This is a genomic window from Acinetobacter sp. 10FS3-1, assembly GCF_013343215.1.
Classification (GTDB): Bacteria; Pseudomonadota; Gammaproteobacteria; order Pseudomonadales; family Moraxellaceae; genus Acinetobacter; species Acinetobacter lwoffii_C.
Genome location: NZ_CP039143.1, coordinates 1,232,158 through 1,245,836 on the forward strand (window position 1 = coordinate 1,232,158; position 13,679 = coordinate 1,245,836).

Here is a 13,679-nt window from a genome sequence, read left to right on the forward strand (position 1 = left end):
GATCGCCAGTCTATGAAAACTGTTAGAATCATGCAAGTCATTGCATGTTACAAAGTTAAGCGTATGGTCAGGCTTTGGACTGACTGCTTTGTGCTTCACATTCCCGTCGTGCTTCTTCCAGAATTGCAAGCTCTTCCTTGCTCAAAGGTGATTCATCAAGTGGCTTTTTAAATGATGGATCAAGCAGAGACAGGCGGTTGCATAAGTTATTCATGCGTTTTTCATTTTGCTGAATTCGATCCAGCAGTACACGCATTCCTTCCAGAATCGGATCAGACTGCTCTTCAGTGGCTGCATAAGGCAGAAAGCCAATACTCTCTGCATAGTCACGTCGGCGACTTTCGCTATCATTTTTTGGTTTGTCTTTGGTAATGAAACGTGCCGGGTTACCGACTGCCGTGGTATTGGCTGGTACCGGCTTGGTCACTACGGCATTAGAACCGACCTTGGCATTTTTACCGACAGTGAAAGGGCCCAGAATTTTTGCTCCGGCCCCCACCACCACACCATCTTCCAGGGTAGGGTGACGTTTTCCTTTATTCCAGGTCGTACCCCCCAGTGTTACCCCATGATAAAGCGTGACATCATCACCAATTTCTGCAGTTTCCCCAATGACCACGCCCATGCCATGATCAATAAAAAAGCGGCGGCCAATTTTTGCCCCCGGATGAATTTCAATTCCGGTGACAAAGCGGCTAAATGAAGACAGGGCACGCGCCGTTCCTTTACAGTCTTTGTTCCACAGTTCATGTGCCATGCGATGCATGATCAGGGCATGAATACCAGGGTAGGTGGTTAAGACTTCGAGTGTATTGCGTGCTGCAGGATCGCGCGCAAAGACAGCTTTTATATCTTCTTTGAGCTGTTTTAGCATTAGTTTTGATCCTCATTCTGTTGTAATGTCTTTGAAGATTTTTTCCAAGTCCCGTTATTTAGAGCCTGAACACGACTAAAAATACCACGAAGTAAATGATATTCCATACGATCTAATTGTATACGTCCAAAAAGGCGACGCAAGCGTAAAGGCAATAATCTCGGATTTTTTGGATCCATAAATTCAATTTCTGCCAACATTTTTTCCAAATGCGGATAGAACTGCTCCATGTGCTGATGTGTCACCAGCGGCTCGTCCCATTGCATTTCAATACCATCAATCACTTGCATGGTGGCTTTAGGATCTTGTGGATGTTCAACCTGTTCCATGGCTGCCATACGAAGTTCATAGCAAATAATTTGAATCGCCTGAGCGACGTTCAAAACACCATAATCCTTATTCACAGGAATGGTTAAGTGATAATTGGCCATCGCCAATTCTTCATTGGTCAGCCCCCGATCTTCACGACCGAAGATAATCGCAACCTCATTCTGCTCTTGTGTAACCGCAGTGAGGGCTTTGCTTGCAGCGGGCCGGACATCCAGTAAGGGCCAGGGAATGGTGCGGCTGCGTGCGCTGGTACCGAATACAATCTGGCAGTCTTTAATGGCATCTTCAAGGGTTTCTACAATCTCGATCTGCTCGATCAGGTCAGTTGCACCCGCAGCCAGCGCGGCAATATCCGGATGCGGATAGGTTTTCGGTGCCACCAGAACCAGCTTGGACAGGCCCATGGTTTTCATGGCGCGTAAGGCACTGCCAATGTTGGCAGGTAAGGTGGTATTGACCATGACAATACGCACATGGGAGAGATGTGCTGAAACGGTAGCATTGTCAATTTGACTCATGAACTTTCCAATTGTGAATGTTTTTAAATGAAATTACGAATATTGGGCCTGATTTTCCGCCTGATACAGGTCCATAGCATCCTCGATGCTCATATCGGCAGGTGGTGGCGGCACTTCGACAGGCTTGGCTTCTTCATAAGAGACGGCTCTGGCCGCTTTGGACTTAACTTGATATTCAATATGAATGGCCGATTTACCAAAGTAATCACGCAGCTTTATGAGCAGTTCATCCAGCGGCGCAACTTTCCAGTTGAGGCCCAAATGCAGTTCAGTACTGGCATAGTCATAATCCAGATATAAAATCACCGGAATATGCGTGCTCATATCTACATCCGTATAAAGCTGTAAGATCTGCTGTAAGTCACGTGCCAGTGTTTTGCTCTGGTGCTCGGCAGTCAGGGTGATTTTAATACTGTTAGCACGTTTTTGACGGATTTCATTTAAGCTAAAAGCCTTGGTCAAGCGGCCCAGTGGGCGGTCAAAACCTTCACGCTCATAAATTTCACCTTCAATGACTACCACTTTGTCGACCTGGACAATCTCTTTAAAGCGCTGGAAACGTTCATGGTTGGTAGAAATTTCAATACGTGACGTACCATCATCCAGCGTAACCATCATCCGGTTCGGGAAGTTCGCCACATCTACCACCAGCCCGGCAAACACCGTGGTTACGCCACGGCGTGTGGGGGTTAATTCATTAATTTGTGCAGGCACAAAGGCTTTCAGTTCATTGCGGTAGACATCAATCGGATGACCGGTCAGATACAGGCCGAGCGTGTCTTTTTCACCTTTAAGACGGACTTCATCTGACCAGGGTCTGACCGGTTTAGATGGCTTGCGCTGAACTTCTTCAACTTCACCAAACAGGTCCATAATGCCGGTTTCACGGTTTGAACGTGCCTGTTCTGCCGCCTGAACGGCCTGAGGCAGTTGGACCATCAAATCTGCACGTTCAATTCCCAGACAGTCCAGTGCGCCCGCACGGATCAAGGCTTCCAGAGTACGCTTATTGATTTTCTTCAAGTCGATCCGGTGACAGAAATCAAACAGGTCTTTATAAGGGCCTTGCTCGTTACGTGAGTTGATCACCGATTGCATTGCCGCTTCGCCCACGCCTTTAATCGCACCTAGACCATACACAATAGTTTTTTCATCAATGGCGTGGAACTGGTAAATCGACATATTGACTGAAGGTGGTAACACTTCCAGATTGTTTTTACGGCAGTCGTCAATCAGGAAGACCACGTTATCGGTGTTCTGCATTTCCGAGGACATGACTGCTGCCAGAAACTCAGCCGGATAATGGGCTTTTAACCAGGCAGTCTGATAGGCCACCAAAGCATAGGCAGCCGCATGTGATTTGTTAAAACCATAGCCGGCAAACTTTTCCATATAGTCAAAGATATGGTTGGCGGTGGCTTCATCAATATCTTTTTTTGCAGCGCCTTCAATGAAGATTTTACGCTGTTTGACCATTTCTTCAGGCTTTTTCTTACCCATGGCCCGGCGCAGCAAGTCCGCACCGCCCAAGGTATAACCGGCACAGTACTGCGCAGCCTGCATCACCTGTTCCTGATACACCATAATTCCGTAGGTCGGTTCCAAGACACCTTCCAACAGGGGATGCAGATATTCAAAATCGCCACCATGCATCCGGTGAATAAAGTCAGGAATCAGGTCCATCGGACCGGGACGGTATAAAGATACAAAGGCAATAATTTCTTCGAACTTACTAGGACGCGCCTCTTTCAGCATCTTTTTCATGCCCACAGATTCAAACTGGAAGACGGCGGTGGTGTTGGCATTAGCAAATACGAGGTAGGCGTCTTTGTCATCTAGCGGGATATAGGCAATATCCAGCGGTTTTTCACTCTGAATGCGTTTATTGATGTTCTTGACCGCATCTTCAATCACGGTCAGGTTACGCAAGCCTAAGAAGTCAAACTTCACCAGACCGGCAGACTCAACATCGTCCTTATCGAACTGTGCCACGCGTCCGGTACCATCAGCATCACACATGACCGCAGAGAAATCGGTAATCTTGGTCGGTGAAATGACCACACCACCAGCGTGTTTACCGGTATTTCGGGTAATGCCTTCAAGTTTGAGAGCCATTTCCCAGATCTCAGAAGCATCATCATAGTCGGGATTCGAGGGATTGGTCACCACATCCTTGAGTTGCGGTTCGGCTTCCAGCGACTCTTCCAATGTTAGACCCAACGGTTTGGTTGGAATCAGTTTAGAGATCCGATCTGCCAGACCATAAGATTTGCCTAGTACCCGTGCGACGTCACGAATTGCCCCTTTGGCAGCCATGGTACCGAAGGTTGCAATCTGGGACACCGCGTCACGGCCATAAGTGCGTGCAACATAGTCAATCACCCGGTCACGACCAGTAATACAGAAGTCTACGTCAAAATCGGGCATTGACACACGTTCCGGATTCAGGAAGCGTTCAAACAGCAGTTCATAGCGTAACGGATCCAGGTCGGTAATTTTTAAACTATAGGCCACCAGTGAACCCGCACCTGAACCACGACCCGGGCCTACCGGTACGCCGTTGCTCTTGGACCATTGAATAAAGTCCATGACGATCAGGAAGTAGCCAGGGAAACCCATCGAGTTAATGATGTTGATTTCATATTCAATCCGCTCATCATAAGGCTTACGGATTTCTGCCCAGTGCTCGTCACGCTCTGCAGGCGGATAAAGGAAGTCCAGACGCTCTTCGAGACCTTCTTTAGATAAATGCGCAAAGTAAGTATCAATGGTATGACCTTCAGGGATCGGATAATCCGGCAGAAAGTATTTACCCAGTTGCAAGGTTACATTACAGCGCTTGGCAATATGGTAGGTGTTTTCAATTGCTGCAGGAATATCCGAGAAAAGCTCGGTCATTTCCTCGGCAGATTTAAAGTACTGTTCAGGTGAATAAGTTTTGGGACGGCGGTTATCGCCCAGAACATAGCCATCTGCAATACATACACGCGCTTCATGTGCTTCAAAGTCATTGCGGGTCATAAAATGCACATCATTATGTGCCACGACCCCAATATTGTACTTTTTGGCCAGCTTAACCGCCTCAAGAATGAAGTTATCTTCATCTGGACGATTGGTACGGCTAAGTGCTAAATAGACACGATTCCCAAATTTTTCAATCCATTCTTCTAATAGTGGTTCAGCTTTTTGTGGATTGGAAGTAATAAGCATTTTTCCAACATCGGACTGTATGCCAAGCAGGGCAATCATGTCGTCGGACTGCTCCAGAATCCATTCTTTTTGTATGCAAGGAACGTCCAGTTGCTGTCCGCGAATAAAGCCTTCGGAGACCAGCTCAGTCAGGTTACGCCAACCTTTATTGGTCATGGCCAGTAAGGTCATACGATGTTCGGCATCATTCAGGCGAATTTCTGAACCTAAAATCGGTTTAATGCCTTTGCCTAGGCATTTTCCATAAAATTTTACTGCGGCATGCAGGTTGGACAAGTCGGTGAGAGCAAGGGCAGGCATTTGCTCTTTCTCAGCAGCTTTGACTAAATCAGGTATACGTACGATGGATTCAGTAATCGAAAATTCTGTATGAATACCAAGATGAACAAAGTGCATAAATGAGTCCCTGCAAAAACCGCTCGATAGTTTAACATGGGATTTATTGTTGCAGTTTGAAATTGATGGGAAATGCTGAACTTTTAATTTAATTGAGCGGCTTATTTTTCTTTAGTCTTGAAAAACGAGCAGCACTGCTGGGTGCACTCATAAAAAACTTTTCTTAGTTTGCTGAAATATTGTTAGATTACCCGCCAACGAGCCATGATCCATATATGAACTGTTAACCGAGCTGAATATGTCCTGCATCGTTATAGAGGAAAAATAAAACCCTCCGAAGAGGGCTGAACTATAATTTTTATCTTAACCGCGACAGCCAGTCACCGATACTTTGAACAATCTGGACCAGAATCAATAAGACAATCACTGTCATGATCACCACAGACGTGTCAAAACGCTGATAACCATAAGAAATAGCTAAATCACCAATACCACCAGCACCAACGGCCCCGGCCATCGCTGTCGCACCAATCAGGCTAATGGTTGCAGTGGTCAGATTGAGAATCAGGGAGCTACGGGCTTCGGGCAGGACAAATTTGAAAATAATCTGCATTGGAGTTGCACCCATCGCCTGTGCAGACTCAATAATGCCTGCATTTACTTCCAGCAACGAGGTTTCAATCAGGCGGCCAATATAAGGCCCGACATAAATGGTTAGCGGTACAATCGCCGCCCAAGTACCAATAGATGTTCCTACAATCCACTTGGTCAGCGGGATGACTGCAATCAGCAGAATAATAAACGGCAAGGAGCGAAGCGCATTCACAATTGGATTTAAACCGTGATAAATCACGCGATTTGGCAGAATGCCGTCCGGACGGGTTAGCAGTAAAATAATGGCTTGAACAAAGCCCCAGATACAGCCAAACAGCATGGCGAAAAATACCATGTGAAAGGTTTCCTGCAAGGCTGTGACGAACTGGTCCATGGACAGGGAGCTTTTCCAGAAAGGTGCAGTCAGCGTCGTCAACCACTGTACAATGAAATCTCTCATGCTTGTATTCCTGCTTGTGATACCTGCACACCTTGATCTTCCAGATATTGCAGGGCAGCGTTAATTTCAGTGCCATCGCCGGAGAGTTGAATAAACATCTGTCCAATCACGGAGCCATTAATTTCGGTCATGTTGGCAAACAGAATATTCAGGTTAATATTGAACTGTCTGATCACCGCTTGAATCACGGTTTCCTGCGCTGAACTGCCGAGAAATTTTAAACAATAAATACTCTGCTGATTCTGATTTTCCAGATTGTTTAAAATATTCACAGGCAAATGCTGCTGTAAAACGGTCTGGATAAAACTTCGGGTGGTTGGATGCTGCGGTTGACTGAAGATCTGCAAGGTAGAGCCGGTTTCAATCACATCACCTTTTTCCATTACGGCCACATAATCACAGATTGATTCAATCACATCCATTTCATGCGTTACCATCACAATCGTGATGCCTTGCTCTTCATTGATTTTTTTCAGGAGTTGTAATACGGATTTGGTGGTTTGTGGATCAAGTGCGGAAGTCGCTTCATCACAGAGTAAAATTTTAGGATGATTGGCAAGGGCGCGTGCAATACCGACACGCTGTTTTTGACCCCCGGAAAGCTCATCAGGATAGGTATTACGCTTATGTTTTAGATCAATAAAATCCAGTAATTCTTCCAGACGTTTTTCACGCTCAGCCTTGTTCCAGCCCAGAAGTTTCATCGGCATTTCAATATTGGCCGCCACGGTTTGGGTTTGCAGTAAATTAAAATGCTGGAAAATCATCCCGATACCTGCACGTTCTTGACGCAATGCTTTCGCATCCAAGGCCGTAAAATCTGTACCATTGATAATAACTTGTCCCGAGCTTGGACGTTCTAGCAGGTTAATCAGGCGAATTAATGTACTCTTGCCTGCGCCACTATATCCAATAATGCCAAAAATACTGCCTGTCGGGATCTGCAGATTGATCTGATTCAGGGCATGCAAGGTTTGACCTTTCAGCTCATACTGTTTGGAAATATTTTTAAATTCAATCATAGTGTCAAAAACTGCATTACCAGCAAAAAACAGGCAAGAAAAGCTTGCCTGTTTTTATATTGGGTAAAATATTACTGAGCTTCGGTCAAATAAGTAACGGGTTTGTTGACCGCGACTTTTGTGCCACCAAAGTGTTCATCAACATAGGCTTTCACAGCAGGAGTATGATACAGTGCGCCCACTTTTTGAAGTGCCGGGTCGTTCTGACGGTCTGCTGCCACCGCTAAAACATTCACATTCATTTTAGTGCTTTGGTCAATTGGCTCATAGTAAATCGCATCTTTTAAGACGTTTAAACCGCCTTCCATCGCCAGAGTATTACCTAAAACAATCGCATCTACTTCGTCTTTTACGCGAACTGCAGTCGCCATTTGAATCGGCTTGATGATAATTTGTTTGGCATTTTCAGTCACATCGGCCGTGGTGCCTTTGACATAGTCAAATTCAGGTTTAAGTTTCACCAGACCGGCAGACTGTAATAGCAAGAGGGCGCGTGACTCATTTGCACCATCATTTGGAATGGCAATGGTGGCACCGGTTTTAAACTCATCCAAGGATTTTACCTTGCTGGAGTAAATCCCCATAGGCTCTAAATAAGTGGTCGCGAGCGGGGCGATTTTTTGTGTATTGGCATCATTATACGCCACCATATAGGCATAGGACTGGAATGCGTTTAGGTCAATTTCTTTATTGGCGACCGCAGTATTCATGGCAACATAGTCGGTAAAATTTTTTACATCCAGCTTGAGACCTGCTTGCTTGGTTTCCGGCAATGTTGCAATGTAGCGCCAGATGTCGGCATCTGAACCGGTAGATGCCAGCGTTACTGTTTGCAGTTCACCGGAGTTTTTAGCTTGAGCAGCATCACTGTCAGGAGCTTGCTGTTTGCTACACGCAGTTAAAGTGAATACAGATGCACTCAATAAGACACCCAGTAACTTTTTCATAAAAAATATCCTAATTTTTTGTTGCCTAAAGTATAAGCACTTTTAAGTCGTATTAAAGCAGCGTTTTATCGCGATCCTGCTTGAAAGTAAATCAGAATACGCACGGTATTTGCCTAAAGCATACATCTAAAGTTTCCAGTATCTACCCGATGAGCATCAAGCAATCGTGTACCTTCTTTTGTATTAAAACTGGAGAGAGCCGCCTTTCAATGGTCGCCATCATAACAATAAAGCTATATTCAGAATAGTGAAGTGAAAATGCGATCTTATCTATTTAGTAGAATAAGGATTAGAGGTTTCAACTAAAAAATCAATAAATACAAAGTATTATTTTTATCAAAAATCGGCAGGCGAAGTGATGGTTTAATTTATGATCTTTATAAGATTTTATCCAATCTAAATCATAAAAACGGATATAAGAGGCTTGGAACCACCTGTTTTTATTGTTTTTATCTGCAAAATATATTTTATGTTTATGACGCTGTAGGAAGCATGCTGCTAATAAAGCAATTCTATAGGTGGTGTGAAAATATATTTAAGAAATGCTGGAGGCGTAAACGTCGACAGTGATCAAATTTTTTAACTGTATAGACTAGACGCCAGTTTTTGTCATCAACGCTTTGGATCAAAGGTGGAAGAGGGAGGACTGATAAAATTTATAGTGATAAAAATATAAAAAATAATGCACAAAATCCAAATCTGGAACGATAAAAAGCCCTATATAAAATAGGGCTTTTACAATTAACGATTCTGGAAAATATTAAGTATTTTCACGCGCAATCGCACGGTAGCCAATATCCTTACGGTATTGAACACCGTCAAAAGTGACTTTTTCACACAGTTCCAAAGCTTTGGCTTGTGCTTCACCGATGGTATTGCCCAGTGCAGTTACACAAAGTACACGGCCACCAGCTGTCACAATTTCACCTTTCTCATTGGCTTTAGTACCTGCATGGAAGACTTTGGCATCGGCCATTTCAGTGTCTAGGCCTGAAATCACATCACCATTGCTTGAAGTTTCCGGGTAGCCACGTGACGCAAGTACGATACCGACAGTTTTACGCTCATCCCAGTCAGCTTCTGCTGGCAGCTTGCCTGCAAGACCTGCTTCCACCAGTTCCACCAAAGAAGATTTTAAGCGCATCATGATTGGCTGGGTTTCAGGGTCACCAAAACGGCAGTTGAATTCAATCACTTTAGGTTGGCCTTGCTCGTCAATCATCAGACCCGCATACAGGAAGCCTGTGTACGCATGTCCATCCGCTTTCATACCATCAACGGTTGGGCGCATGACTTCTTTCATGGTTTTTTCGAAAACGTCAGCTGTCACCACTGGCGCAGGAGAGTAAGCGCCCATACCGCCCGTGTTGGGACCCTGGTCACCTTCAAAAATGCGTTTGTGATCTTGTGAGGTTGCCATTGGCAGGATGTTGTCACCATCAATCATACAAATGAAAGAGGCTTCTTCACCCGCAAGGAATTCTTCAATAACTACACGTGAACCGGCATCGCCAAACTTGTTGCCCGACAGCATGTCATCAATTGCAGCATATGCTTCTTGATTGGTCATCGCCACGATTACGCCTTTACCGGCTGCCAAGCCATCTGCCTTGATCACAATTGGCGCACCATTTTTTTCAACAAAGGCTTTGGCAGCATCGACTTCTGTAAATACGTCATAGAAAGCAGTTGGAATGTTGTGGCGTTTTAAGAAGTGCTTCGCAAATGCTTTAGAGCCTTCCAGCTGTGCTGCAAATTGCGTTGGACCCCAAATTTTAAGATCAGCAGCGCGGCACGCATCTACGACACCATTCACAAGTGGTGCTTCTGGACCCACGATAATCAGATCAACCGCATTATTTTTAGCAAAGTCGATAATTGCAGCATTGTCTAAAATGTTTAACACAACATTTTCGCATTTTGATTCGGTTGCAGTCCCGGCATTACCTGGCGCAACAAAAACTTTAGCAACTTTTTTATCTTGTGCGATTTTCCATGCTAAAGCATGTTCACGACCGCCGTTACCCAAAACTAAAATATTCATCGGTTCATACTCCATGAATCGAAAATGACATAAAGCCCTCAACTTAAAAAGGAGAGGACTTTATGCAAGATTAAAAATCTAGATTGTTCAGCATGTAAGACATTGTCATTACATTGGCACTACATAATTAGTGGCGGAAGTGACGCATGCCAGTGAAGACCATGGCAATACCAGCTTCGTCAGCTGCTGCAATGGTTTCTTCATCACGCATAGAACCACCCGGTTGGATAATGCATTTGATGCCAGCTTTTGCAGCGTTATCAATACCATCACGGAATGGGAAGAATGCGTCAGATGCCATTACTGCACCTTCAACTACGAGACCTGCATGTTCAGCTTTAATTGCAGCAATACGCGCAGAGTTGACACGGCTCATTTGACCTGCACCTACACCAATCGTTTGACGATTTTTCGCATACACAATCGCATTTGATTTTACATATTTCGCAACTTTCCAGGCGAAGATCATGTCATCAATTTCCTGTTCAGTTGGCGCACGTTTAGTCACAACTTTAAGGTCATCTTTAGTGATCATGCCCAAGTCCTGGTCTTGAACCAGTAAACCACCGTTGACACGCTTGTAGTCGAGTTGAGATTGACGCGCATCGATTGCTGGAAGTTCGCCACATACCAGAACGCGTACGTTTTTCTTCGCGCCTGTTACTTCAAGAACGCCTTCAGCAACGCTAGGTGCAATGATCACTTCAACGAATTGACGATCCACAATTGCTTGTGCAGTTGCGACATCTAGTTCACGGTTGAATGCAATGATGCCACCGAATGCAGATTCAGGGTCAGTTGCATATGCCAGGTCATAAGCCGCCTGGATGCCATCTAAAGACACCGCAACGCCACATGGATTGGCATGTTTTACAATCACACACGCAGGTTTAGCGAATGATTTCACACATTCAAGTGCTGCATCTGTATCTGCGATATTGTTATAAGAGAGCTCTTTACCTTGTAACTGTTTAGCTGTTGAAACAGACGCTTCAGTCGCTGTGTCTTCTACATAGAAGGCAGCAGATTGATGCGGGTTTTCACCATAACGAAGGTCTTGAACTTTATTTAATTGCGTATTGAAAGTACGTGCAAATTTGTCTGCCTGACCTTCTTCTTTACCTACGCGAGCACCCAGATAAGAAGCGATCATGCCATCGTATTGCGCTGTATGTTCAAACGCTTTAACCGCTAGGTCAAAACGAGTAGCATAAGACAAAGCACCTTCTGCTTTTAACTCAGCAATAACGGTTGAGTAGTCAGAAGCGTTTACTACAATACCGACAGAAGCATGGTTTTTTGCAGCAGCACGAACCATAGTTGGGCCACCGATGTCGATGTTTTCAATCGCATCTGCAAGTGAACAGTTTGGTTTTGCTACAGTGGCTGCAAATGGATATAAGTTCACAACAACAAGGTCGATGGCATCGATGCTGTGTTCTGCCATTACAGCTTCATCCAGTCCGCGACGTGCCAAGATACCGCCATGAATTTTTGGATGCAAAGTTTTTACACGGCCGTCCATCATCTCTGGGAAACCAGTGTGCTCTGAAACTTCAACTACGGCAATATTATTGTCTTTCAATAATTTGTATGTACCACCAGTAGATAAAATTTCTACCCCAAGAGCAGCAAGGTTTTGGGCAAACTCAACAATACCAGTCTTGTCGGAAACAGAGATTAAAGCGCGTTTAATAGTCATGATCTTCGTCACAGTTTTCAAGAATTAAAACAAATTAGCTAAATACAGGTCGAAAAAAATGCCTGCGGAAGCCGCAAGCATTTTATCATTTATTCACTCATTAAACCGTGAGCTTTTAACTTTTTACGTAAAGTACCGCGGTTAAGTCCGAGAATCTCAGCAGCACGTGTCTGGTTGCCACGTGTGTACTCTAGAACTACAGATAAAAGAGGCTTCTCCATTTCTGCTAGCACCATGTCATACACCTGAGAAGGTTGCTCGCCCTGCAGTTGTGCAAAGTAGTGGCGAACTGCGCGATCTACATGAATACGTAGAGCGACATCAGATTGTGCAGTAAAAATAGGAGACTTGCTATTCATGCGAATTAATCCGAAAAATAAATATCACTTGGGTAAAGTGATATATAAAAGTGGTCTAGAAATTTAAATGAACTCCAATTTTAGATCCTAAAACTAGAGTTCTAAAACTTGGTCATTACATTGAGCTTGTAGCTTGACATATCTCTGCGATTTGGTCGAAAAATAAGCGTAACAATAATTAAAGTTTTGTTACTGACCAAAATCCAAACAAAAAATCTGCTCAATACGCAATAAATTTTATAGCGCATTAGTTAAGACTGTATTTGTTGTGGAAAAGTAGCGAGGAGTTTGCAGCACATAGCTTTTGTGGCGCGTATAATACCATTTTCTAGGAAAAAGTGAGCAAGAAAACTGCATTTTTTTAAACTTTTTTCGATTTTTTAATAGTTTTTACCCATATTAAGGCCGAATTATTTCTAAACTATAATTATCGAAGTCTTTGCGGTCTACCGGAAGGCTAAATTTAAACTTGAAGGGACTGTTCTGAGGAATTCGCTCTACCTTTACCAGACTTTCAATCAGATACTCCTGTGAAGTCAGGTTGTAGGTCACGGTCTGCTTGCCATGTTTTTTCAGGTTTATTCTTAAAATAGGCAGGCTGAGACTGCGGTCATGGAGATTGACCAGTTCACCACTAAATTGTGTCTCGTTTTTAGCTACAGATCTGATCTTGACTTTATTAATATGAATTAGGTTGTAATGCTCATTAATATGCGAACAGTTAAACATTTCGCAGATCTGGGTGAATGCCATACTCATGACATGGCTATTTTGCAGATATTTCGGATTAAACCAGAAAAACTGGAATAACAGCAGTCCAAGTAGGGACAGGTTTAACAGACTCCAGCCGGCATAATAAAGTAAGCTTTTTTCCTGTTCCTTGTCCGACTCATCCCAGTTCATGCTGGGTAAGACACTGATCGGGGTGGTGCTAAAATAGTTCAGGTTGTTTAGGTAAGTATGCAAGTCGATGTTCGAGTTTTCGACTTTCTCATCAAAAATATTCAGAAAACTGTGCCGAGGCCGCTGAACTTGGTTGTTATGCTGCCCAGATGTGTCGGTCTGAGTAGGATAACGACTGTTATGATTGATAGTATCAAAAGCAGAGTCAGAAGCAGTGACCGAGTTCTGGTTCTCAGTCACCAGATGTGATAAAGCATTAAAAGTCGTGGTGCATTTGGGACAGCAAACCATACCTTGCGCTATGGTTAATTGTGCAACGCTAACCTTATAAGTTGTAGAACATGTAGGGCAATGGGTTTGCTTGTCACTCATATAGACTT

The 13,679-nt window shown here is 44.1% G+C and carries 10 protein-coding genes; all 10 read right to left on the reverse strand.

The genetic code is table 11. The annotated features are described in order from the left end of the window. Positions 1-67: 67 nt before the first annotated feature. The 10 genes from cysE to E5Y90_RS05825 all read right to left on the reverse strand — a co-directional run bounded on the left by cysE (position 68) and on the right by E5Y90_RS05825 (position 13,671). Entirely contained in the window at positions 68-874 is an 807-nt protein-coding gene (gene cysE, locus E5Y90_RS05780) for a serine O-acetyltransferase (RefSeq protein WP_151207941.1), read from the reverse strand. After that, positions 874-1,722 carry an RNA methyltransferase gene (locus E5Y90_RS05785; RefSeq protein WP_174659659.1) on the reverse strand — a complete coding sequence of 283 codons (849 nt, stop codon included), beginning with the start codon at positions 1,720-1,722 and terminating at the stop codon, positions 874-876. Before E5Y90_RS05785 ends, cysE begins: the two co-directional genes overlap by 1 nt. A gap of 33 nt (positions 1,723-1,755) precedes the next feature. After that, a complete protein-coding gene (gene dnaE / locus E5Y90_RS05790) occupies positions 1,756-5,328 on the reverse strand; it encodes a DNA polymerase III subunit alpha (protein WP_174659660.1) in 3,573 nt (1,190 codons plus the stop codon). A gap of 298 nt (positions 5,329-5,626) precedes the next feature. Beyond that, entirely contained in the window at positions 5,627-6,322 is a 696-nt protein-coding gene (locus E5Y90_RS05795; RefSeq protein WP_151205134.1) for a methionine ABC transporter permease, read from the reverse strand. Then, positions 6,319-7,344, reverse strand: coding sequence for a methionine ABC transporter ATP-binding protein (locus tag E5Y90_RS05800; RefSeq protein ID WP_151205135.1), 1,026 nt, complete (start codon positions 7,342-7,344; stop codon positions 6,319-6,321). The genes E5Y90_RS05795 and E5Y90_RS05800 overlap by 4 nt, the downstream gene beginning before the upstream one ends. 71 nt (positions 7,345-7,415) lie before the next feature. Continuing rightward, complete coding sequence (locus E5Y90_RS05805) at positions 7,416-8,291, reverse strand: MetQ/NlpA family ABC transporter substrate-binding protein (RefSeq protein WP_174659661.1); 876 nt, start codon at positions 8,289-8,291, stop codon at positions 7,416-7,418. Between the two features lie 760 nt (positions 8,292-9,051). Further along, positions 9,052-10,335, reverse strand: a complete 1,284-nt coding sequence (purD, locus tag E5Y90_RS05810) for a phosphoribosylamine--glycine ligase (RefSeq protein ID WP_174659662.1) — start codon at positions 10,333-10,335, stop codon at positions 9,052-9,054. A gap of 127 nt (positions 10,336-10,462) precedes the next feature. After that, positions 10,463-12,037: a bifunctional phosphoribosylaminoimidazolecarboxamide formyltransferase/IMP cyclohydrolase gene (gene purH / locus E5Y90_RS05815; RefSeq protein ID WP_151205138.1), complete on the reverse strand. Its 1,575-nt coding sequence runs from the start codon at positions 12,035-12,037 to the stop codon at positions 10,463-10,465. An 89-nt stretch (positions 12,038-12,126) separates the two neighbouring features. Then, positions 12,127-12,396 (reverse strand): DNA-binding transcriptional regulator Fis, encoded by a 270-nt coding sequence (fis, locus tag E5Y90_RS05820; RefSeq protein ID WP_001086304.1) that lies wholly within the window; start codon positions 12,394-12,396, stop codon positions 12,127-12,129. Between the two features lie 399 nt (positions 12,397-12,795). Next, positions 12,796-13,671 carry a DUF3426 domain-containing protein gene (locus tag E5Y90_RS05825; RefSeq protein WP_174659663.1) on the reverse strand — a complete coding sequence of 292 codons (876 nt, stop codon included), beginning with the start codon at positions 13,669-13,671 and terminating at the stop codon, positions 12,796-12,798. Between the last annotated feature and the right edge of the window lie 8 nt (positions 13,672-13,679).